Origin of the sequence: Brachybacterium sp. (genome assembly GCF_052095815.1) — a bacterium.
Lineage (GTDB): Bacteria > Actinomycetota > Actinomycetes > Actinomycetales > Dermabacteraceae > Brachybacterium.
In genome coordinates this window covers 1-21150 of the sequence record NZ_JBQDLF010000056.1, presented here as the reverse complement: position 1 = coordinate 21150, position 21150 = coordinate 1, and the positions used below count along the sequence as shown (strand labels likewise).

General features: G+C 69.8%; 20 protein-coding genes and 1 pseudogene. 13 read left to right on the top strand and 8 right to left on the bottom strand.

What is annotated here, in order from left to right; translation table 11 throughout:
• The 3 genes from ACTH43_RS16410 to nagE all read left to right on the top strand — a co-directional run.
• The coding region (locus ACTH43_RS16410) for an MFS transporter (protein WP_441445968.1) at positions 1 to 577 on the top strand (577 nt) is incomplete at its 5' end.
• 556 nt (positions 578 to 1133) lie between these two features.
• Complete coding sequence (locus tag ACTH43_RS16405) at positions 1134 to 2042, top strand: MurR/RpiR family transcriptional regulator (RefSeq protein WP_441445967.1); 909 nt, start codon at positions 1134 to 1136, stop codon at positions 2040 to 2042.
• A 187-nt stretch (positions 2043 to 2229) separates the two neighbouring features.
• Complete coding sequence (gene nagE / locus ACTH43_RS16400; RefSeq protein ID WP_441445966.1) at positions 2230 to 4179, top strand: N-acetylglucosamine-specific PTS transporter subunit IIBC; 1950 nt, start codon at positions 2230 to 2232, stop codon at positions 4177 to 4179.
• A 166-nt stretch (positions 4180 to 4345) separates the two neighbouring features.
• Here the strand turns inward: nagE and ACTH43_RS16395 are convergent, their stop codons facing one another.
• Both ACTH43_RS16395 and ACTH43_RS16390 read right to left on the bottom strand, forming a co-directional pair.
• Positions 4346 to 5482 carry a glucose-1-phosphate adenylyltransferase family protein gene (locus ACTH43_RS16395; RefSeq protein ID WP_441445965.1) on the bottom strand — a complete coding sequence of 379 codons (1137 nt, stop codon included), beginning with the start codon at positions 5480 to 5482 and terminating at the stop codon, positions 4346 to 4348.
• Between the two features lie 37 nt (positions 5483 to 5519).
• Positions 5520 to 6128: a flavodoxin family protein gene (locus tag ACTH43_RS16390; protein ID WP_441445964.1), complete on the bottom strand. Its 609-nt coding sequence runs from the start codon at positions 6126 to 6128 to the stop codon at positions 5520 to 5522.
• A gap of 266 nt (positions 6129 to 6394) precedes the next feature.
• Between ACTH43_RS16390 and ACTH43_RS16385 the strand changes: the two genes are divergently transcribed.
• The 3 genes from ACTH43_RS16385 to ACTH43_RS16375 are packed head-to-tail and all read left to right on the top strand — an operon-like array spanning position 6395 to position 9458.
• Positions 6395 to 7177: a hypothetical protein gene (locus ACTH43_RS16385; RefSeq protein WP_441445963.1), complete on the top strand. Its 783-nt coding sequence runs from the start codon at positions 6395 to 6397 to the stop codon at positions 7175 to 7177.
• A gap of 1 nt (position 7178) precedes the next feature.
• Positions 7179 to 7952, top strand: coding sequence for a class F sortase (locus ACTH43_RS16380; protein WP_441445962.1), 774 nt, complete (start codon positions 7179 to 7181; stop codon positions 7950 to 7952).
• Between the two features lie 9 nt (positions 7953 to 7961).
• Entirely contained in the window at positions 7962 to 9458 is a 1497-nt protein-coding gene (locus ACTH43_RS16375; RefSeq protein WP_441445961.1) for a PepSY domain-containing protein, read from the top strand.
• On the opposite strand, the gene ACTH43_RS16370 is transcribed toward ACTH43_RS16375, so the two are convergent.
• On the bottom strand, positions 9436 to 9864 hold the full coding sequence (locus ACTH43_RS16370) for an Lrp/AsnC family transcriptional regulator (RefSeq protein WP_441445960.1): 429 nt from the start codon (positions 9862 to 9864) through the stop codon (positions 9436 to 9438). The two genes, ACTH43_RS16375 and ACTH43_RS16370, sit on opposite strands and share 23 nt — an antisense overlap.
• A 160-nt stretch (positions 9865 to 10024) precedes the next feature.
• On the opposite strand from ACTH43_RS16370, the gene ACTH43_RS16365 reads away from it, so the two are divergent.
• Positions 10025 to 10645, top strand: a complete 621-nt coding sequence (locus tag ACTH43_RS16365) for a LysE family translocator (RefSeq protein WP_441445959.1) — start codon at positions 10025 to 10027, stop codon at positions 10643 to 10645.
• A gap of 185 nt (positions 10646 to 10830) precedes the next feature.
• On the top strand, positions 10831 to 11220 hold the full coding sequence (locus ACTH43_RS16360) for a barstar family protein (RefSeq protein WP_345075928.1): 390 nt from the start codon (positions 10831 to 10833) through the stop codon (positions 11218 to 11220).
• A 12-nt stretch (positions 11221 to 11232) separates the two neighbouring features.
• Here ACTH43_RS16360 and ACTH43_RS16355 read toward each other — a convergent pair whose 3' ends face one another.
• The gene (locus tag ACTH43_RS16355) at positions 11233 to 12750 is read right to left on the bottom strand and encodes a helix-turn-helix domain-containing protein (RefSeq protein ID WP_345075929.1); all 1518 of its coding nucleotides are present in this window, start codon (positions 12748 to 12750) and stop codon (positions 11233 to 11235) included.
• 176 nt (positions 12751 to 12926) lie between these two features.
• Here ACTH43_RS16355 and aceA point away from each other — a divergent pair, with 176 nt between their 5' ends.
• The 3 genes from aceA (at position 12927) to ACTH43_RS16340 (ending at position 17680) form a co-directional block, all read left to right on the top strand.
• Positions 12927 to 14297, top strand: coding sequence for an isocitrate lyase (gene aceA / locus ACTH43_RS16350; RefSeq protein WP_441445958.1), 1371 nt, complete (start codon positions 12927 to 12929; stop codon positions 14295 to 14297).
• A gap of 91 nt (positions 14298 to 14388) precedes the next feature.
• Entirely contained in the window at positions 14389 to 16098 is a 1710-nt protein-coding gene (gene aceB, locus ACTH43_RS16345; protein ID WP_441445957.1) for a malate synthase A, read from the top strand.
• A gap of 100 nt (positions 16099 to 16198) precedes the next feature.
• Positions 16199 to 17680 (top strand): Hsp70 family protein, encoded by a 1482-nt coding sequence (locus ACTH43_RS16340; protein WP_441445956.1) that lies wholly within the window; start codon positions 16199 to 16201, stop codon positions 17678 to 17680.
• Between the two features lie 103 nt (positions 17681 to 17783).
• Here the strand turns inward: ACTH43_RS16340 and ACTH43_RS16335 are convergent, their stop codons facing one another.
• The 4 genes from ACTH43_RS16335 to fdxA all read right to left on the bottom strand — a co-directional run bounded on the left by ACTH43_RS16335 (position 17784) and on the right by fdxA (position 20352).
• Positions 17784 to 18920 (bottom strand): RNA polymerase sigma factor, encoded by a 1137-nt coding sequence (locus ACTH43_RS16335; RefSeq protein WP_441445955.1) that lies wholly within the window; start codon positions 18918 to 18920, stop codon positions 17784 to 17786.
• A 10-nt stretch (positions 18921 to 18930) separates the two neighbouring features.
• On the bottom strand, positions 18931 to 19338 hold the full coding sequence (locus tag ACTH43_RS16330; protein WP_441445954.1) for a YciI family protein: 408 nt from the start codon (positions 19336 to 19338) through the stop codon (positions 18931 to 18933).
• 178 nt (positions 19339 to 19516) lie between these two features.
• Positions 19517 to 19906 (bottom strand): MerR family transcriptional regulator, encoded by a 390-nt coding sequence (locus tag ACTH43_RS16325; protein ID WP_441445953.1) that lies wholly within the window; start codon positions 19904 to 19906, stop codon positions 19517 to 19519.
• Positions 19907 to 20022: 116 nt separating this feature from the next.
• Positions 20023 to 20352, bottom strand: a complete 330-nt coding sequence (fdxA, locus tag ACTH43_RS16320; RefSeq protein WP_441445952.1) for a ferredoxin — start codon at positions 20350 to 20352, stop codon at positions 20023 to 20025.
• A 136-nt stretch (positions 20353 to 20488) separates the two neighbouring features.
• Here fdxA and soxR point away from each other — a divergent pair, with 136 nt between their 5' ends.
• Entirely contained in the window at positions 20489 to 20977 is a 489-nt protein-coding gene (gene soxR, locus ACTH43_RS16315) for a redox-sensitive transcriptional activator SoxR (RefSeq protein WP_441445951.1), read from the top strand.
• Positions 20978 to 21035: 58 nt separating this feature from the next.
• A pseudogene (locus tag ACTH43_RS16310) lies at positions 21036 to 21150 on the top strand (superoxide dismutase); the annotation flags it as partial.

The following is a 21150-nucleotide window of genomic DNA, read 5'->3' as shown; positions in this document are numbered from 1 at the left end:
CACCGGGGCGATCCTCGGGGCCGTCGCGGTGTTCGTCGCGTTCAGCATGACCCTGCTGATGACCACCCTGTTCCTCCAAGACTCGCAGGGATGGGCACCCGTCGTGGCAGGAGCCGCGACTCTGCCGATGGCGCTCGGGGCGACTGTCTTCGCACCCGTGTCTGGGTTCCTGGTCGGCCGGATCGGCCCCCGCCTCCCGCTGCTACTAGCCGGGACGCTCATCCTGGCCGGCGGGCTTTGCCTGCTCATCCTCACTGGCGGGATGAACCTGCCCGTGCTGCTCGTGGCATATCTGTTGATCGGCACCGGGGTCGGGTTCGCGAACGCCCCGATCACGAACACCGCCGTCAGCGGCCTGCCGCCCGAACGCGCCGGAGTCGCCGGAGGAACCGCCTCCACCGCCCGGCAACTGGGCACCGCGATCGGTATCGCCCTCGCCGGACCCCTCGTCGCAGGCGTGTCGCCCGACCGGTTCGCCGCCGCGAGTCTCCCCGGCTGGATTGTCATCGCTGCCTGCGGCGGACTGATTCTCGCAGTAGGAACACTCGCCCGGAACCGGGCTGCAACGCGCGCGTAGAGGCGTGTCCGCGAGCTTCGGCGACCAGCTCTTCGAGGACGCCGGCGCCGACAAGCGACGCACTCCGTCGCGTCTGCGCCACTTGCGATTTGGGCGACCCGTGTGTCCGTTTCCCGGCCTGGCTGGCACTCCAGTCGGAGATTGCGGAGCCCGAGTCCTCGGCGACGGCGTGCGGTCCTCGCGGGGACGGTCAGAGCAGGTCCTTTGTGTGCGTCCATACCGTCATCCGATGCACATCGAACCGCCGGCAGATGGACACCACGCTCTCGCCGTCTGCTCGGGCAGTTCGGATAGCGTCTACTTGGCTGTCCGCCAGGGGTGTTCTAGCTCGTCTCCTAGGGTTCGCGACGACGCCCGGTGCGTCGGCGGCGGCACCTACCGACTCGTCGCCGACGCCGAGTTTCGCCTGATCCCACGCGGAACTGAGCCGTTCGAACCGCTGCCATGTGTTCGGTTTGAGTCCACCCGGGTCCACCCATAGACGACCCCCAGCTGAGATATCAGCTGGGGGTCGTTGCTGTCCGGGGGTCCGTCGCCGGCCCGGTACTCTGAGCGGATGCTTCCGCCCTCCGACGTGCTCGCACTGCTGCGTGCGAGGAGGAGCTCGCTGCCCCCCGCGCTCATGCGCGTGACGGACTACGTCCTGGAGTACCCCTCCGCGGTGGTGGGCATGTCCACCTCGCAGCTCGCGCATGCCGCCGAGACCTCGGAAGCCGCCGTGTCGCGTCTGTGCGAGCGGGTGGGGCTGTCCGGGTACCCCGCGCTGAAGTCCGGTCTCGCCGTGTCACTCTCGCGTGTGGCGGACCGTCCCTCGGTGAACGTCGCCACGATCGATGAGAGTGCGGGTCCGAGGGCCATCATCGACGTCGTCGCCCGCTCCCACCGGGACGCGATCCTGCTGACGGCCGAAGGGCTGGACCCCGACGAGATCAGCGCGGTGTGCGAGATCCTGCGGGAGACGCGTACCGCGATCGTCTACGCGCTCGCATCGTCCGCCCCGGTGGCCGAGGACCTCGCGACCAAGCTGGTGATGGCGGACGTCAGCGCGACCGCGACCTCCGACCGCCACCTGGCGGCCGCACTGCTGGCGAGGTACCGGGGACGCTGCGGTCTCGTCATCATCAGCACCACCGGGTATACCCAGGACTCCGTCTCGCTCGCCGAGGTCGGCCGGTCCCATGCCACTCCCGTCATCGCGGTGACCTCCGATCCGGAATCCCGACTGGCGCGCGCCGCCACCCATGTGCTGCGGACATCCGCCTACGAGGCGGGGCTGCGCTCGGGCGGCACCTCGGACCGGATCGCCCAGCTCCTGGTGGTCGACGTCCTGGTCACCGTGCTGCGCACCGCCGATCATCAGGCGGAGGTCGCGGTCATGCACCGGATGGACGAGGCGGTGTCCCCGTGGAAGCTGCCGCGGCTGGGACCGTCGGCCTCTCCGGGCACACCGTCCGACGGGGAGTGAGGATCCGGACACATCCCGCCGAGGGGTGAAGGATTCCTTCATAACACCGTCGGCCAGATGATATGTTCCGTCGCGATCTGCGGGGCCGTGCCCGCAGTCCTCGCCCCACCACCGAACGCCGACTCCTCGGCTCCCCGGCTCTGCATCGCTGCCGTCCGGGCGTGAGCCGTCGGCATGAGAGGTTCCGATGAAGTTCTTCCAACGCCTGGGCAGATCGCTGATGCTGCCCGTGGCCGTGCTGCCGGTCGCCGCGATCCTCAGTGGTCTCGGCTACTGGATCCTGACCGCGACCGGCGATGACGGCAATCTCGCGGGCGTGTTCCTCAAGCTTGCCGGTGGCGCGCTGCTGGACAACCTGCCGCTGCTGTTCGCGATCGGCGTGTCCATCGGCATGGCGACCAAGCCCGACGGCACCTCCGCGCTGGCGGGTCTGGTGTCGTGGCTGATGGTGACGACCCTGCTGGCCCCCGCGAACGTGGCCCTGTTCAAGGGCATCGAGGAGTCACAGGTCAACCCCGCATTCTCCAACCTCGAGAATGTGTTCGTGGGCATGCTCTGCGGGTTGATCGGTGCCTGGGCGTACGACCACTTCAAGGAGACCGAGCTTCCGGACGCGCTGTCCTTCTTCTCGGGCCGCCGCTCGGTCGCGATCATCACCGCCGGCGTCTCCCTCGGCTTGGCCCTGGTGCTGTTCTTCGTGTGGCCGCTGGTGTACTCGGGCCTCGTGGGCTTCGGTGAGTTCATCCTGACCCTCGGTCCCGTGGGCGTCGGGATCTACGGCTTCCTCAACCGCCTGCTGATCCCGCTGGGCCTGCACCACGCACTGAACTCGGTGTTCTGGTTCGATGTCGCCGGGATCAACGATCTGGGCAACTTCCTGGACGCCGAGGGGACCTACGGGGTCACCGGCCAGTACATGACCGGCTTCTTCCCGATCATGATGCTCGGCCTGCCCGGTGCGGCGCTGGCGATGTACGTGACCGCGAAGACCGCGCGACGCAAGGTCGCAGCTGGTGTGCTGCTCTCCAGTGCGATCGCCTCCTTCTTCGTCGGTGTCACCGAACCGCTCGAGTTCTCCTTCATGTTCCTGGCGCCGGGCCTCTACCTGGTCCACGCCGTGTTCACGGGCATCTCCATGGGCATCAGCGCGCTGCTGCCGGTGAGGATGGGCTTCGGGTTCTCCGGCGGCTTCATCGACCTCGTGCTGGGCTGGGTGAACCCGATGGCCCAGAACCCGTGGGCGATCCCGGTGATGGGCGTGTTCTGGTTCGCGGTCTACTTCGTCGTCTTCCGCGCCATCATCCTGCGCTTCGACCTCAAGACCCCCGGCCGTGAGGACGACGAGGATCTCCTCGAGGACGAGCAGGGCGGGGTCGCCATCGGCGGCGACAAGTACGCGATCACCGCAACCGCGTTCCTGGCAGCCCTGGGCGGCAAGGACAACATCGTGGATCTGGAGAACTGCGCGACCCGGCTCCGGATGGAGATCGCCGATACCTCCAAGGTCGACGAGGCTGCGCTGAAGCGTGCCGGCGCTGCCGGGACGATGAAGCCGGGCGGCCAGTCGGTCCAGGTCATCTACGGCACCAGCGTCCAGTTCGTGAAGGACGCGATGGAGCGGATCATCACCGGTCAGGCCGAGCCCGTCGCCGCCGTCGCTGCTGTCGGCGACGTGGACGGCGCGGCTGCGGTGGAGAGCGCCGGCGGCACCGTGACCGCGGTGCGGGCGAGCACGCTGGTCCGTCTGCGCCAGCCCCTGGCCGGGAACGTCATCCCGCTGTCGGAGGTGCCGGATGCGACCTTCGCACAGGAGATCATGGGGCCTGGCGTCGCGATCGAACCCACCTCCGGAGAGGTGGTCGCGCCGGCCGCCGGGACAGTGACGCACGTGTTCCCGACCGGGCACGCGGTCGCCCTGACCCTCGATGACGGCACCGAGGTGCTGATCCACGTCGGCCTGGACACCGTGAAGATGCAGGGCGAGGGCTTCACGACGCTCGTGGCCTCCGGGGAGCGGGTCAGCGCGGGCACCCCGCTGCTGCGCGCGGACCTCGCGGCGATCCAGAACGCCGGATATCCCGTCGTCACGCCGGTGATCGTCATGAACGACAAGGACGCCCGCATCGAGCTGGTCTGAGAAGTTCCCCGGCGACGCTCCCCGACGGCAGAGGCCCTTTTCCGGCGAGGACGGGGCGAGCACGGGACTCATCTGTGGAACGAGGCGGCCCTGGCGAAGGGTTCCACGGATGAGTCCTGCACTTCCGAGGCCGGCCCAGGGCGCGTGACGCGGGTGACGACCGGCGTCACTCCCGCGAGACCGCTTCCGCCGCCGTGCCGTCGGCCGCCACGAGCGTGACCATCTCCTCGGTCCCGAGCCGGGCTCCCGCCGGAACCTGCGCCCCGTCCTGCACCAGGCAGCCGTGCAGACGTGCACCGGCGGCGATGCGCGCGCCGTCGAGCACCACGCAGTCCACCAGCTCGGCGCCGGCCTCGATCACCGCTCCCGGGCAGATCACGCTGTGAACCACCGTGCCCGCGATGTCGCTGCCCTGGGCGAGCAGCGCGTCGCGCACGTGCGCGCCGTCCCGCACCCGGGAGGGCAGCAGCTGCGGCTGGGCGGAGAAGATCGGCCAGTTGGGATCATCCAGCGTGACCCCGTTCCCGTCCAGCAGATGCATGTGAGCCTCCCAGTACGAGGCGAGCGTGCCGATGTCCCGCCAGTAGCCCTCGAGGCGGTGCTCGACGGTGCGACGGTGCTCCACGAAGTGGGGGATCAGGTCATCGCCCCAGTCCTGCAGCTCACCCACCTCATCGGGCAGGGTTTCGAGGGCGTCGAGCAGTGCCATGGCGTCGAAGCAGAAGATCTCCGTGGCGACCAGGTCGGTCGGTGGATTCTCCGGCTTGTACCAGAACCGCTCGATGGCCCCGTCCTCCGCGGCGCGCACCACCCCGTGGCGGGACGCGTCCTGCGGGAGGCGGGTGGTGACCATGGTGAGGTCCGCGCCGGCGGCCGCATGCGTGTCGAGCACGTCCAGCAGGTTGATCGTGTAGAGGTGATCGGCGCTGAGCACCACCACCAGCTCGGGATCGAACTCGGCGATCAGCGCCCTCTGCCGCCACAGGGTGTCGCTGTTCCCTGCCGCGAAGCCCTCACCCTCAGCTCCCTCGAACGGGGCCAGGGTGCGCAGGCCACCGTGATTGCGATCCAGGTCCCAGGGCCGGCCCGCTGCCAGATGCGCATTCAGGGAGTGGGGGAGGTACTGCTCGATCACCCAGACGGTCGACAGGTGGCTGTTGGCGAGGTTGGACAGTGCCACGTCGATCAGCCGGTAGGAGCCACCCATCCGCAGGGCGGGCTTGGCTCTCTCGTCTGTCAGGGCGCCCATTCGGGAGCCTTGACCGCCGGCGAGGACGATCGCGAGGGTACGGGGTATGCGCATGCGGGTCAGGGTACGTCCGTGACGGAGCCGGCGGGCCTCAGTCGAGCGCCGGGTACGGGGTGCCGCGCAGCAGCCGTGCCAGGTGGGCGGCGTTGCGGGCGGCTGTGGCCGTCGTCGACGCGACCGCTTCGGGCACCTTCTCGAGGTCCTGGTAGTCCGTCGAGCCCATCGCCTCGCCCACCCAGTAGGTGGCGCCCTGCGCGGGCAGGGTGAAGCCCACGTCGTTCAGACCCTGACCGAGATCCGCGGTCACCTTGTGCGCGCCGTCCTCGTTGCCGACCACGCCGATCAGAGCGACCTTGTCGAAGACGCGGGGACGACCTCCCTCGTCCGTCTCCGAGTCGCCGTTCAGTCGCTCCAGCACGCGCTGGGCGATGCTGCTGGGGTGCCCGAGCCAGATCGGGCTGGACAGCACCAGGATGTCCGCCGCGAGCACCTTCTCGTACAGGGCCGGCCACGCGTCTCCGGCGCCCATGTCGACCGCCACGCCCGGCCTGACGTCTTGGTCGACGACCCGCACGGAGAAGGTGCTCACGCCGTGCTGCTCGAGCTCGTCCAGCAGCTGTCGGGCGAGACGATCGCTGCTCGAGGGCGCGGGGGAGGGCGTGAGGGAGCAGGTGAGGGCAAGGGCGGAGAGGTCGGTCATCGGTGGTTCCTTCCATCGAGGGGCGGACTGCCGGTCCTGCCATGCTGGCCTCCGCGGGTGGGCCTGTCGAGATTCTCGACCGATCAGTCGGGCCGACGCGGTCGGCGCCGGTGACCAGCGGCTTCTGCGCCCGGGGCCTCCGGTCACGAGCCCTCCCCGCCGCGCCGGGAAATTCCCTCCCATCCGATCCGCCCTGGGTTCCGAACCACGTGATGGAACGCCGCCCACGACGGCTGCATGGTCGTCCGGCGTCCGACGAAGGAGTCATGATGCGCACGACGACGAAGCGACTGCTCCCCCTGTTCGCGGCCACGGCCGTGCTCGGCATGTTCGGGGCCTCCGGTGCCGCCCTGGCCGAGGGGCATGACGGCGGACACGGATCCACCACCCTCGAGGCCCACCTCACCGAGCTGAACGACTCCGGAGCCTCCGGCACCGCCTGGGTCACGGTCGAGGGCAATGAAGTCACCGTGAACCTGGAGAACACGGGCCTGCTGGCCGGGTCCCCGCATGCCCAGCACATCCACGTCGGCGGCAAGAACCAGTGCCCCGATCCGAACATGGAGGGAAGCGGCGAGAACGGGGCCATCCAGGTCTCCGACGCCCACGACGACTATGGACACATCGTCACCTCGCTGACCACCGAGGGCGACACCAGCCCGGACAGCGGCCTGGCCGTGGACCGGTTCCCGGTGGGCGACGATGCGTATGAGCGGACCATCGAGGTCAGCGACGAGGTCGCCGCGGATATCGCCGCCGGCGACGGCGTGATCGTCGTCCACGGCGTCGACCACAACGGCAGCGGGGCGTACGACGGCGATGTCGTCTCCGACCTCGACCCGAACCTGCCCTCCGAGGCCACCGATCCGGCCGCCTGCGGAACGCTCGACGTTGCCCAGATGGAGCAGTGGCCCGAGGGTGGTGCCGAGACCGGTGACGGCACCACTGCCGGGATCGAGCAGTCCGGTGCGATGCTCGCCGGTGGTGGGCTGCTGACCGCAGCGGCCGCCGGTGCCTTCGCACTGCGTCGTCGTCAGACCCAGAAGTGAGATGACCTCTCACGGAGAATCCCGACAGAACGGCGGCCGTCGCACGGCGGCCGTCGTTCTGGCGGCCCTCGCCCTGCTGGGTGCGGCGCTCCTGGTGTTCGCGCTGACCAGTCAGGTCGGCGCCCCGCCGGAGCCCGCGCTGCGCACGACCGGTGCGAGTGCGGACGGCACAGGTTCGGACGGCGCAGGTTCGGACGGCGGCGGCGCGGAGCCGTCGGACGCCGGAGGTGACGAGTCGTCGGCCGCTCACCGCGCCGAGACCGCCGAGCCTTCGCAGCAGCCGGCCACCGCGGCACCGGAGACGGCCGCCGCGGCTGCGCTCCCGGCGTCCGAGCCGACTGGCCTGCGCATCGATTCGATCGGCGTCGACGAGCGGGTCTTCCCGATCGGTCTCGGCGAGGACGGGAAGCTGCTGGCCCCCCGTGGGGAGCAGGCGGATCTCGCGGCCTGGTTCGACGGCTCTCCCACCCCGGGGGAGTCCGGGCCCGCCGTCATCGAGGGTCACGTGACCTGGGGCGGTGAACCCTCGGTCTTCTTCGAGCTCGGGGGCCTGCAGCCGGGGGACCGCATCGAGGTGGACCGGGAGGACGGCACCGTCGCGACCTTCGAGGTGTACGACGCGGCTCGGTACCCGAAGGACGAGTTCCCCACGGTGGCCGTCTACGGGAAGACGGACGGGTCGGAGCTGCGCCTGATCACCTGCAGCGGTGACCTCGACGTGGACGGGCACCACCTGGACAACACCGTGATCTCCGCACGACTCATCGAGAGCTGAGGACAGACCATGGCCGCCTCCCGCACTTCGCAGGGCTGGCTCGGTCCGCTGCTGCTGCGCCTGCACTTCTACGCCGCGATCCTGGTGGGCCCGTTCCTGCTGATCTCCGCCGCCAGCGGGGCTCTCTACGCGGTGAGCCCCCAGCTCGAGAAGGTCGTCCACGCCGAGGCGCTCACCGCCCCGGCCGACGCCGCCCCGCTTCCGCTCGCAGACCAGGTGGAGGCGGCGCAGGCCTACATCGGGCCGGACGCACAGCTCGCCGCCGTGAGACCGGCACCGCAGCCCGGGGACACCACCCGGGTGATGTTCGTCGACGAAGCGCTCGCCGAGGGCGAGTCCCGGGCGATCTTCCTCGAACCCGCCTCCGGCGAGGTGCGCGGTGACCTCACCGTGTACGGCACCAGCGGGGCCCTGCCGCTGCGCGGCTGGATCGACCAGCTCCACCGGAACCTGCACCTCGGGGACGCGGGACGGCTCTACAGTGAGCTCTCCGCCTCCTGGCTCGGAGTGATCGCCCTGGCCGGGCTGGGGCTGTGGATCCGGCGGGCTCGGCGCTCCCGGCGAAGGCGCGACCTGGTGCGACCGGATCTGCGGGCGCGCGGCTACCGACGCACCCTCTCCCTGCACTCCTCGGCCGGCATCTGGGTGCTGCTGGGCGCGCTCTTCCTCGCCGCCACGGGGATCACCTGGTCGCAGTACGGCGGCGGGAACATCGGCACGATCAGGGAGGCCTTCGGATTCACCACCCAGGCCGTCAGCTCCGAGCTGCCCGCTGCCGGTGCTGGGACGGAGGTGGCGGCCGACGGACAGGGGGCGCATGAAGGCCACGGAACCGCAGCCGGGGGCGAGCAGGGGGCGCACACCGAGCACGGCGAGCACGGGGACGGGGATGGGGCCGATGGCGAGCAGGACGCGCACGGTGAGCACGATATGTACGGCGAGGGGGCCGGGGAGCCCGGTCACGGCTCCGACGGGGCGTTGGGCGATGCGCCGGGCGCGGTGTCGGGCGAGGCGCCGACGACCGGGCCGACGGACCGCACCGATCCGGCGGCGATCGACGACGTTCTCGCTGCCGGCAAGGCCGTCAACGTCGACACCGGCCTGGTCGAGATCCTTCCCCCGGCCGACGCCGACTCGGCCTGGGTGGTGCAGGAGATCCAACGCAGCTACCCGACGAAGGTCGACGCCGTGGCTGTCGACGGCGCCACTCTCGAGGTCATTGACCGGACCGACTTCGCCGAGCAGGATCTTGCCGCGAAGCTCACGCGCTGGGGCATCGACCTGCACATGGGGACGATGTTCGGCCTCGTCAACCAGATCGTGCTCTTCCTGATCGCCTCGACCTTGGTCGCGATGATCCTGTGGGGCTACGCGATGTGGTGGCAGCGGCGCCCGACCCGTGGGGGCCGCGGGCCGGGCAGGCCCCCACACCGCGGAGCATTGCACCGCGCCCCCTGGTGGGGCCTCCGGTGCCGACGCGTGACTACGCGGTCCGCAGCGAGCTGAACAGCAGGCTTGTCTGCGTGGAGTTGACCCCGGGGATGGCCCGGATCCGCTCGAGCGCCAGATCGAACTCGGAGAGGTTGCGGCAGCGGAGCTGGATCACGAGGTCCCAGGTCCCGGTGGTCGAGTGGAGCAGCTCGATCTCCGGGTAGCCGCGGATCTCGTGGACGATGTCGTGGTTGCGCCGGGTCTCGGTGGACACGAGCATGACGCCCTGGACCGAGTCCTGCTCGAGATCGCTGCTGACCCGGATCGTGAATCCCTCGATCACGCCGGTGTCCACGAGCCGGTCGATCCGCGAGGTGACGGTCGAGCGATTGATCCCCAGCTCCCGCGCCAGGACCGCCACCGGGGTGCGGCTGTTGGAGCGCAGAAGGGCGATGAGGCGGTAGTCCAGGTCGTCGAGCACGCAATCAGCGTAACGCCACCCGACAGAGTGCGGAAACATCGCGCATTCTGCCCGCAAGTCGGCGATTGCGCCGCCACATCGCCGAGCTCTACCGTCTCTCTTGGCCCAGTTGAGGGCGTGGTTCCGGGAGTTCCTCCCGCTGAGAGTTCGAGGTAGCGAAGTGCTCGATGTGTCCGTCCTCCCTGCCTTCCTGGTGGCGGTGCTCGTGATCCTGGTGACCCCCGGACCGGATATGGCCTTCCTGGTCGCGACCGGGATCAATCAGGGCCGCAGAGCGGCGGTGCGCGGAGCTTTCGGTGTCACCTCGGCGATGACCATCTGGGTGCTCGTCGCGGCGACGGGGCTGGGGGTGGCGCTGACGCAGCTGCCGTCGGCCCTCGATGCGATCCGGATCGCCGGCGCGGGCTATCTCCTCTTCCTCGCCGTCACCACCTGGCGGAACGCGGGGGCGGCGATGGCAGACGCGCAGACGGTCCCCCACGTGTTCCGTCGCGGCTTCCTGGTGAACCTCACCAACCCCAAGGTCGCGCTCTTCTTCGTGGCCTTCCTGCCCCAGTTCCTCGGCTCGGCGGATGAGCACCCCTTCGGCCAGATCCTCATGCTGGGCCTGCTGCTGCAGGCCACGGGGCTCATCGCGGACATCGCGATCGGCAGCGCTGCCGGACTGTTCCGGGATGCTGTGCTGGGCCGCCGCAAGGTGCGCCTGGCGCTCGACGGCGCGGCCGGCACGGTCTACGCCGCACTCGCCACCCTCCTGGTCGTGGGGGTCGCCCGCTCGTAGCGGCGAGATGCTGCCCCTCGGCATCGCTCGCGGTGTTGGCGCACGGGCCGGCTCGGTCATGATGGTGCGCGGACATGATGGTGCCCAGGCATGCCGGTGCACGGGCATGCCGGTGCCCGCGCGTCATGCGCCGGAGATCCCGGCGCCCTGCCCCGGATCCGCACCGAGTTGCGAGGAGGGACCCGATGATCACTCTGCACATCGACGGCCGACGGGTCGAAGACATCGCCTCCTTCTACGAGGAGGTGAACCGCGTCTTCATGCAGGGGGAGGACTGGCGCCTGGGGGAGAGCCTCGATGCCCTCGACGATCTGCTGTACGGCGGGTACGGTGCCCTGCACCGGCACGAGTCGGCCCGGGTGGTGTGGGAGGAGCACGAACTGTCCGCCGCCGCACTCGGTCTCCGCGCCACCCGCGAGCAGCTGCTCACGAAGCTCGCGACCCCGCAGCGGTATGACCAGGACCTCCTCCGTCGCCGACTCGAGCAGCTCGACGCCGAGGGCGGCCCCACCTACTTCGAGACGGTGCTGGAGATCTTCGGGTCTCACCCGGGGATCGAGCTCGTGCTGGCCTGAGCGGAGTGCAGCTCAGTCCTCCTGCCCCTGAGCGCTCCCGTCGGCCACCGGGGCGTGCCGCTCGAGGAACTCGAGCATCGAGACCCGGTCCACCCCGGTGAAGGTGCCCGTCGGCATCGCGGCCAGCAGCGAGGCGTGCAGCCGCGCGACCGGCCACACCGACCCCTCCCAGCGCTCCACGAGCGTCGGATCCGGCTCTCGGCAGCAGACCGGATCGGGACAGGAGGAGGAGTGGCGCACCGTCGTCTCCCGGCCCCGGAACCACTTCGTGTGCTGGTAGGCGGTGCCCACCGAGATCGAGAACTCCCCACCCGGACCGGATTCGATGTGCGAGGTGCACCAATAGGTGCCACCCGGCTTGTCGGTGTACTGGCAGTACTGCCCCATCCGGTCCTCGCTGCGGAACACCCGCCGCGCGCTCCACCAGCGGCACACCCGCTGCCCCTCCACCGCGCCGAGCGCATCGGTGGGGAAGCGGACCTCGTCGTTCTGGTAGGCCTTGAGGATCGTGCCGGAGGAGTGGACTTTCAGGAAATGCACGGGGATGCCCAGGTGATGGGTGGCCAGGTTCGTGAAGCGGTGCGCAGCCATCTCGTAGCTGACAGCGAACTCGTCCCGCAGATCCTCGACCGACAGCTCCCGTTCCGCCTTCGCCCGGTGCAGGAAGTCCAGTGCCCCCGCCTCGGGCAGCAGCAGCGCGCAGGCCAGGTAGTTCGTCTCCACGCGCTGACGCAGGAGGTCCCCGTAGTCCGCGGGCTCGCCCTTCTGCAGCACATGGGCGGCGATCGCCTGCAGCACCGTGGTGCGAGGATCCGAGGTTGCCCTGCCCAGCGGCAGGTAGATCCGCATATGCTCCGAATCCGTGATCGACCTGGTCGAATGCGGCAGGTCGGGCACCGAGTGCAGGGAGAAGCCGAGCTTCGCGGCCAGCAGTGACACCTTCGACTGGGACAGCGGCCCGCCTCGATGCCCGATCTGCTCCAGCAGCTCCCGGGCCGCCTCCTCGAGCTCGGGATAGTAGTTCCCGCCCTCGGACTGCTCCTGGCGGAGCTGTCCGTTCACCCGCCGCGCCTCCTCCGGGGTCGCGGCCCGCTCTTCGTGCAGGCGCCGCAGCTCCTCGTGCAGGGCCAGGATCGTCTCGATCGCCGCATCGGAGAGAGACTTGCGCACCGGCAGCTCGGGCAGTGGGAGGCTCTGGTAGAGGGTGCCGGCCTGGGCTCTCTCCAGCGCGATCTCCAGTGCCGCCCGACGGGACGGCGGCTCGGGCTCCAGCAGGTCATCCACGCCCACTTCGAGCGCGCGGGCGATCCTTCGCAGCTCGCCGAGCTTCAGCTCCCGCCTGCCGTTCTCGATCACGGACAGCTGGGAAGGGGCGCGCTCGACCCGCTGCGCCAGCTGGGCGAGGGAGAGACCACGCTCCAGCCGGCGCGCACGGATGCGCTGACCGATCAGCAGCGGGTCGAAGGAGTCATCCTCGACATCTGTCGCAGGGGTCGTCGCCGGGCCGGGAGCAACCTCGTCGTGCACCATGCGCACACGGTGCCATAGAAAAGTTCTGATCGACAGAAATATCGAGAAAGTTCTTCGAATCGGGGGGTTCTAGGGGGCTTACGTGGGCTGCAGAGTGTGACTACTCGATGAAGTTCGTCGAGAGCGACGGTGGACCCACCGCCCCGCACACCCCGATCGATCCCGAGGAGCCGACGATGACCACGCCCATCCCTCCCACCACCCCCATCCCTCCCGCAACCTCTCTCCCTCCTACCGCGCCCGGCACCCCCCGTGCCGGAGACCAGACCATGACCGCCGAGGAGCTCGCCCGCGATTGGGAGATCGACCCCCGCTGGCGGAACGTGCGCCGCGACCACACCGCCGAGGACGTCATCGCGCTCGCCGGGCCCGTCCGCGAGGAGCGCACCCTCGCCCGCCGCGGCGCGGAGACCCTGTGGGACCTCATCGAGTTGAACACCTCCGATCCGGAGCAGTGGGTGCGGGCCCTCGGTGCTCTGACCGGCAACCAGGCCGTCCAGCAGGTCCGCGCCGGGCTGAAGGCCATCTACCTCTCCGGCTGGCAGGTCGCGGCCGATGCGAACCTCTCCGGGAAGACCTACCCCGACCAGTCCCTCTACCCCGTCAACTCGGTGCCCGCCGTGGTGCGCCGCATCAACAACGCCCTGCAGCGCGCAGCTCAGATCGAGCACGCGGAGACCGGCACGACCAGCCGCGAGTGGATGGCGCCGATCGTCGCCGACGCCGAGGCCGGCTTCGGCGGCCCGCTGAACGCCTACGAGCTGATGCTCTCGATGATCGAGGCCGGCGCCGCGGGTGTGCACTGGGAGGACCAGCTGGCCAGCGAGAAGAAGTGCGGCCACATGGGTGGCAAGGTCCTGGTCCCCACGTCGCAGCACGTGCGCACCCTCAGCGCCGCGCGCCTCGCCGCGGACGTCGCTGGCGCGTCGACGGTGATCATCGCCCGCACCGATGCCCTCGCCGCGAACCTGCTTACCAGCGACATCGACGAACGGGATCAGCCCTTCCTCACCGGGGAGCGCACCGCGGAGGGGTTCTACGCGGTCCGCCCCGGGATCGAGCCGGTGATCGCACGGGGCCTGGCCTATGCGGAGTACGCGGACCTGCTGTGGGTGGAGTCCTCCGAGCCGGATCTGGAGCTGGCCCGCACCTTCGCCGAGCGGATCCACCGCGACTTCCCCGAGCAGAAGCTCGCCTACAACTGCTCGCCCAGCTTCAACTGGAAGCGCCACCTGGACGACGCCCAGATCGCCACCTTCCAGCGCGAGCTCTCCGCCATGGGCTACGCCTTCCAGTTCATCACCCTGGCCGGCTTCCACTCGCTGAACCACGGCATGTTCGAGCTGGCCGCCGGCTACCAGGAACGCCAGATGAGCGCCTACGTCGAGCTGCAGGAGGCCGAGTTCGCGGCAGCGGACCGCGGCTTCACCGCCCACCGCCACCAGGCCGAGGTGGGCACCGGCTACTTCGACCGGGTCGCCACCGCCCTGAACCCGTCCTCCAGCACCCTCGCGCTCGTCGGCTCCACCGAGACGGCGCAGTTCTGATCGCCGCACCCCACCCCCACGTACCGGGCTGCACCCGCGCCCGCGCCCCGCCGTCGGCACCCCGCACGACCTCCCCAGAAGGAGCAGGATCATGACCCTCACCCAGCAGCGTCCCACCCCGCCCGGCCCTCGTTCCCCGCGGCCCCCGCAGACCGTCCCGGCTACCCCCCAGCCGAGCCGGATCGAGCTGCTCGGACCGATGGAGCACCGCTTCGACGAGATCCTCACCCCGGAGGCGATGAGCTTCCTCGCCCAGCTGCACGACCGCTTCGCCAGCCGCCGCTCGCAGCTGCTCACCTCGCGAGCCATGCGGCGCGAGGCGATCTCGGGTGGTGCGATGTTCGACTTCCGCCCCGAGACCGCCGCAATCAGGGACGACCCGACCTGGCAGGTCGCCGGCGCCGGCCCGGGCCTGACGGACCGCAGGGTCGAGATCACGGGCCCCACCGATCGGAAGATGACCGTCAACGCGATGAACTCCGGCGCGAACGTGTGGCTCGCCGACGGCGAGGACGCGTTGAGCCCCACCTGGCACAACGTCATCACCGGGCAGCTGAACCTGCATGACGCGATCCGTCGGGGGATCGACTTCGTGAGCGACGAGGGCAAGGAGTACCGGCTGGGGGAGCAGACCCCCACCATCGTGTTCCGGCCCCGCGGCTGGCACCTCCCCGAGCAGCAGCTGCGGTATCAGCGGGCCGATGGCCGCTCCTGCCGAGCCTCCGCCTCGCTGGTGGACGTGGGCCTGTACCTCTTCCACAACGCCCACGAGCTGATCACCCGCGGCACCGGGCCCTACCTCTACCTGCCGAAGCTGGAGTCCCATCTCGAGGCGCGGCTGTGGGACGAGGTGTTCACCATCACCGAGCAGCACCTGGGCCTGGAGCACGGCACCATCCGCGCCACGGTGCTCATCGAGACGCTCCCCGCAGCCTTCGAGATGGACGAGATCCTCTATGAGCTGCGCGATCACTGCGCGGGGCTGAACGCGGGCCGCTGGGACTACCTGTTCTCGATCATCAAGCAGTTCCGCGATCGCGGCCGCAACCAGGTCCTGCCTGACCGCTCGCAGCTGACCATGACTGTCCCGTTCATGCGGGCCTACACGGAACTGCTGGTGCGCACCTGCCACCGCCGCGGCGCCTACGCGATCGGCGGGATGAGCGCCTTCATCCCGAACCGTCGGGACCCTGCGGTCACCGCGAACGCCTTCGCGAAGGTCTCCGAGGACAAGGCGCGGGAGGCGGCCGACGGATTCGACGGCACCTGGGTCGCGCACCCCGACCTGATCCCGGCGGCGCGCGCCGAGTTCGACGCGGTGCTGGGGGAGCGACCCCACCAGCTCGCACGCATGCGGGAGGACGTGCAGGTCACGGCCGCGGACCTGCTGGACCTGCGGGTCGAGGGCGGCCGCATCACCACCGCCGGGATCCGCCAGAACATCCAGGTGGCGCTGCGCTACCTCGACTCCTGGCTGCGGGGCCAGGGCGCCGCGGCGATCGACAACCTGATGGAGGACGCGGCGACCGCCGAGATCTCCCGCTCTCAGCTGTGGCAGTGGATCAACCAGGGGATGCTCACCGAGGAGGGCATGCCGATCGTCAAAGAGCGGATCGAGTACTTCATCGACCGCTGCGCCGAGGAGCTCGGCGGTGCCGAGGGTCTCTCGGGCGCTGAGGCGCTCCCGAGCGCCGAGGGCAGCCGGATCCCCGAGGCGGCCGAGCTGCTGAAGGACGCGGTGCTCGGAGAGGAGTTCCCGGCCTTCCTCACCACCGCCGCATACGAGCAGCACCTGCGCTGAGCGCGCGGGAGGCCCTGAGGGCGGGTGGAACCCCATGGCACCCCGTGGAGCCCCATGGAACCCTCGCCCTCAGAGATCCCCCCGGGGGTATCTTCAGGACATGCGGATCGGTATAGATGTGGGCACGACCAGGACCATTGCGGCAGGCGCCGACCGAGGGAACTACCCGGTGCTGAGCTTCCAGGACCCCGACGGGGACCCGCACGACCACTTCCCCTCGGTCATAGCGCTCGACGGAGACGCCCTGGTCCACGGCTTCGAGGCCGAGCGTGCCGCCCGAGCCGGTGCGCCTCACCTGCGCTCCTTCAAACGGCTGCTCGGGGACCCGACCACGCATCCCGGGACCATGGTCGAGCTCGGCGGGCGCGAGTTCGCCCTGCTGGACCTGCTCACCGGTTATCTCTCCGCGGTGCGCACCGCCCTGCCGGTGCCGGTGGGCGAGGTGGCGGTCTCCGTGCCGGCCCACGCCCACAGCGCCCAGCGGGTGATGACCCTCGAAGCATTCCGGCGGGCGGGCATCGACGTGATCGCGATGATCAACGAGCCCTCCGCCGCAGGCTTCGAGTACACCCACCACCAGAGCCGCTCCCTGACCTCGCGCCGCACCCGCATCGCGGTCTACGACCTGGGCGGCGGCACCTTCGACAGCTCCCTGGTGGAGGCCGACGGCGCGAGCCACGTGGTGCTCGGCAGCCGGGGCGAGAACCGCCTGGGCGGGGACGACTTCGACGAGGTCCTCGCGGAACTCGCGCTCGAACGGGCGGGGATCCGTCACGAGGACCTCTCCGCGGCTCAGCATGCCGCGCTGCGTGAGGAGTGCCGGGAGGCCAAGGAGCGCCTCACCCCGCAGACCCGCCGGGTGATGGTCGAGATCTCCGCGGAGCAGGACCCGGTGATCCTCCCCGTGGACGACTTCTACGCCGCCGCGGCACCCCTGGTCGAGCGCACCCTGGAGGTGATGGCGCCGCTGGTCGGCGCCCTCGACACGGACTCCGGCATCGCCGGCATCTACCTGGTGGGCGGCGGCTCAGGGCTGCCGCTGGTGGCCAGGCTGCTGCGGGAGCGCTTCGGCCGACGGGTCCATCGTTCCCCCTATCCCGCTGCGTCGACCGCGATCGGGTTGGCCATCGCCGTGGACCCTGACGCCGATGTCACCCTCACCGATCGGCTCTCGCGCGGCATCGGGGTGTTCCGCGAGGCGGACTCCGGCGAGGGAGTCACCTTCGACCAGGTCCTCACCCCGGAAGCACCCCTGCCGCAGACCGGCAGCACCAGCGTGACCAGGCACTACACGGCCGCGCACAACCTGGGCTGGTTCCGCTACGTCGAGCATCCCGCGCTCGATGACGCCGGGGAGCCGCGCGGCGATCTGGTTCCCTTCGCGGACGTCCTCTTTCCCTTCGATCCGGCGCTGCGCGAGCTCGGTGCGGCAGAGCTCGCCGCCGTCACGGTCGAGCGTCGCGAGGGCGGGCCGGAGATCGAGGAGACCTACACGGTGGACACCGCCGGCATCGTCACCGTACGGATCACAGATCTGAGCAGCGGCTTCAGCCGCGAGCACGGACTCGCCCGACGGGGCTGACGAAGGGACCGGCCCGACGTGTGTGGACGGGGGATCCTCTCGACGGGGCACACGAGGGTGCCGGCTCGACGGGGCAGCCGTTGATGGTGTGTGCACGTGCTGGTCAGGTCGAGTTCAGGCGTGCCGCTCGGTGCACCAGATGATCTCGTTCGGCGGTCGAGGCGGCGGAGCGCGCAGCGTCGGCGAACAGGGCGGCGGCGCCGGCTCGGTCCCCGTCGGCCTCGTGCAGGTGGGCCGCCACGGCGGCGTAGCGGGGCAGCGTCGGGTCCAGCTCGGCCAGAGCGGCCAGCCCGGCGCGCGGCCCGTCGGCCTCCCCGAGGGCGACCACCCGGTTGAGCCGGGCGATCGGGCTGCCCGTCAGGCGCACCAGCTCGTCGTACCACTCGAGGATCTGCACCCAGTCCGTCTCCGCGACGGTGGCGGTGTCGGCATGCAATGCCGCGATCGCCGCCTGGACCTGGAACTCTCCGAGCCGGTCCTGGCCGAGAGCGGACTGCAGGATCACCACCCCCTCCGCGATCAGCGTCGTGTCCCAGCGCGCACGGTCCTGCTCCGCGAGCGAGACCAGGGCTCCTTCGGCCGTGAAGCGGGCCGGGCGGCGCGCATGGTGAAGCAGCATCAGCGCGAGCAGGCCCATGACCTCCGGGTGAGTGATGGCGGCGTGCAGCTGCCGGGTCAGACGGATCGCCTCGGCGACGAGATCCACGTCCCCCGAGAATCCCTCGTTGAAGATCAGGTAGAGCACCCGCAGCACCGTGGCGACGTCCCCGGGGGCATCCAGTCGCTGCCCGGCCAGGGTGCGCTTCGCACGGGAGATGCGCTGGGCCATGGTCGCCTCAGGCACCAGATACGCCTCAGCGATCTGGCGGGTGGTCAGCCCGCCCACCGCTCGCAGCGTGAGGGCGACGGCGGAGGCCGGGGTCAGGGCGGGGTGAGCGCAGAGGAAGAGCAGCTGCAGGGAATCGTCGGCGGCTGAGACCACGCCGGGGTCGATATCGGATCCGAGGCGCTCCTCCCGGAGGTGTCGAGCCTGCTCCGCACGGACCTGATCCAGGAACTTCCGCCAGGCCACCGTGACCAGCCAGCCCTTCGGATCCCGAGGTGGGTTCTCCGCCCAGGAGCTGAGCGCCTCGATCAGCGCTTCCTGCACGGCATCCTCCGCCGCCGCGAACTCGGCGCCGCGGCGGCGGAGGATCCCGATCACTGCGGGGACCAGCTCCCGCAGCAGCTCCTCATTCATCCGATCGTCCTCATCCGGTCGTCGGAGCGTTCACGCCGTAGAAGGGGCGCAGCTCGAGCCACTCGTGGATCGGTGCGCCGTCCTTGCCCGGCGCCGCCGAGAGTTCACCGGCGACCGCGAGGGCCCGCTCGTAGCTGTCGACGTCGATGATCATCCATCCGGCGATGAGGTCCTTGGTCTCCGCGAACGGACCGTCGGTGACCGGCGGCTTTCCCTCGCCGTCGAATCGCACCCAGGTGCCCCCGGGGGAGAGCGCCTGGGAGTCGACGTACTCACCGCTCTCGGTGAGCCGGTCGGCGAGGTCGTTCATGTACTGCACGTGCGCGGTGACCTCGTCCGGACTCCACCGGTCCATGGGGACGTCGTTCTCGCCCTTCGGGGCACCGCGGTAGTGCTTCAGCAGCAGGTACTTGGCCATGGTTTCTCTCCTTCGAGGTGCGACCCATTGTGGTCGCGTGCACCCCTGGGACGGAACCGGCCGACGAATCTCTACATCCTGCGACATCCCGGTCGTCATCCCGTGCGCGGGCGATCCTCAGGGAGCCGGTGCCGGGACGGTTCTGCGATCGTCTGCTCCAGCCGGGGGACGGTGCTGTTCAGGCGAGTTCGTGCCCCTCGATGACCTCATCGAGGATCTCCGCGGTGTCGCGCAGCCTGTCGATCTCCTGCGCCAGCCGCTGCCGGTGCGCACGCAGGGATGCCAGCGAGTCCACGCCCTGCCCCTGGACTCCGATCAGTGCCGGCATCACGGGCTGGATCTCCGCGCTCGAGAGCCCGGCGGCGAACAGTCGCTGCACCAGCAGCACCTGGTCCACCGCCTCGGCATCGAAGCGGCGGTGCCCGGCGGCGGTGCGGCGCGGGGTGAGCAGGCCCTGCTCCTCGTAATAGCGCAACGAGCGCGCGCTGACCGAGGTGCGGGCGGAGAGCTCGCCGATGCTCAGGGAACTCTCGGCAGCAGCCCTCACATGAATGTCAACAGCGGTCATGCACGAACCCTATGATCACCGCCGCCGGGATCTGCGCAGGTCACGGGCGTGTCGCAGGAAGTGACATCCATGTCATGCACGGGTCTGATGTGGGGCGGGACGCCGGGCCGCGATGCTCAGGCCAGCGGGTTCGGCTGCGGAGGCAGGGCCGCGACGAGCGGGTGGTCCTTGTCGATCACGCCCAGCTTGGCTGCACCCCCGGGTGCGCCGAGGTCGTCGAAGAAGTCGACATTGGCGTTGTAGTACTCGGCCCACTGGTCAGGGGTGTCGTCCTCGTAGAAGATCGCCTCGACGGGGCAGACGGGCTCGCACGCACCACAGTCCACGCACTCGTCCGGTTGGATGTAGAGCATCCGATTGCCCTCGTAGATGCAGTCCACGGGACATTCGTCCACGCAGGCCCGATCCTTGACGTCCACGCAGGGCAGAGCGATCACATAGGTCACGGTGTGCGGTCCTTCCAGTCGATGCTCCCTGGAGCGTAGGATCTCAAGTGCACTTGAGGTCAAGAGGGCGCGCGGCGATGAGCGCGGCCCGGCGAACGACGATGCGGCCCGAAGAGCGACGAGAGGGGGCGTCAGAGTGAATCCCGCCCATGAACCCGATGATCTGCTGACGATCGGGGAGATGAGCCACCGCACGGGAGTCGCCCCGTCGGCGCTGCGCTATTACGAGGAGCTCGGCCTGGTGGGCTCGGTGCGCACCGGCGGCAACCAGCGCCGCTATCCCCGCCACATGCTGCGCCGGGTCTCCCTGATCTCCGTCGCGAAACGACTCGGCATGCCGCTGTCCGATGTCAAAGAGGCTTTCGGTGATGTACCGATGGCGAGCACGCCCTCGCATTCAGACTGGCAACGCGCCTCCCGGCGCTGGAAGAGGCGCCTCGAGGAGAGGCGCCGAGCCATCGAACGGCTCGAGCATGAGCTGACCGGCTGCATCGGCTGCGGCTGCCTCTCGCTCAAGGCCTGCGCATTGTTGAACCCGGACGACGCCCTCGCCGAGATCGGCCCGGGCCCGCGCCGACTCGAGGATGTGGCCGAGTTCCCCGAGGGTGACGACGAGACGGCTTGACCTCAAGTGCGCTTGAGGTCTTATTGTCGTGGCAACACCACCAACGAAAGGACAGCTCATGGCTGAGTACACCCTTCCCGATCTTGATTACGACTACGGCGCGCTGGATCCCTCGATCTCGGGCAGGATCATGGAGCTGCACCACTCCAAGCACCACGCGACCTACGTCAAGG

What these genes read in the sequence shown, in the direction of transcription:
- ACTH43_RS16330 (WP_441445954.1), bottom strand. Translation starts at nt 19,338, where the DNA reads ATGGCCAAGTACCTGCTGCTGAAGCACTACCGCGGTGCCCCGAAGGGC.
- ACTH43_RS16390 (WP_441445964.1), bottom strand. Translation starts at nt 6,128, where the DNA reads ATGACCGACCTCTCCGCCCTTGCCCTCACCTGCTCCCTCACGCCCTCC.
- ACTH43_RS16340 (WP_441445956.1), top strand. Translation starts at nt 16,199, where the DNA reads ATGCGGATCGGTATAGATGTGGGCACGACCAGGACCATTGCGGCAGGC.
- ACTH43_RS16385 (WP_441445963.1), top strand. Translation starts at nt 6,395, where the DNA reads ATGATGCGCACGACGACGAAGCGACTGCTCCCCCTGTTCGCGGCCACG.
- ACTH43_RS16325 (WP_441445953.1), bottom strand. Translation starts at nt 19,906, where the DNA reads ATGACCGCTGTTGACATTCATGTGAGGGCTGCTGCCGAGAGTTCCCTG.
- ACTH43_RS16335 (WP_441445955.1), bottom strand. Translation starts at nt 18,920, where the DNA reads ATGAATGAGGAGCTGCTGCGGGAGCTGGTCCCCGCAGTGATCGGGATC.
- ACTH43_RS16375 (WP_441445961.1), top strand. Translation starts at nt 7,962, where the DNA reads ATGGCCGCCTCCCGCACTTCGCAGGGCTGGCTCGGTCCGCTGCTGCTG.
- aceA (WP_441445958.1), top strand. Translation starts at nt 12,927, where the DNA reads ATGACCACGCCCATCCCTCCCACCACCCCCATCCCTCCCGCAACCTCT.
- ACTH43_RS16380 (WP_441445962.1), top strand. Translation starts at nt 7,179, where the DNA reads ATGACCTCTCACGGAGAATCCCGACAGAACGGCGGCCGTCGCACGGCG.
- ACTH43_RS16360 (WP_345075928.1), top strand. Translation starts at nt 10,831, where the DNA reads ATGATCACTCTGCACATCGACGGCCGACGGGTCGAAGACATCGCCTCC.
- nagE (WP_441445966.1), top strand. Translation starts at nt 2,230, where the DNA reads ATGAAGTTCTTCCAACGCCTGGGCAGATCGCTGATGCTGCCCGTGGCC.
- ACTH43_RS16405 (WP_441445967.1), top strand. Translation starts at nt 1,134, where the DNA reads ATGCTTCCGCCCTCCGACGTGCTCGCACTGCTGCGTGCGAGGAGGAGC.
- ACTH43_RS16395 (WP_441445965.1), bottom strand. Translation starts at nt 5,482, where the DNA reads ATGCGCATACCCCGTACCCTCGCGATCGTCCTCGCCGGCGGTCAAGGC.
- aceB (WP_441445957.1), top strand. Translation starts at nt 14,389, where the DNA reads ATGACCCTCACCCAGCAGCGTCCCACCCCGCCCGGCCCTCGTTCCCCG.
- ACTH43_RS16355 (WP_345075929.1), bottom strand. Translation starts at nt 12,750, where the DNA reads ATGGTGCACGACGAGGTTGCTCCCGGCCCGGCGACGACCCCTGCGACA.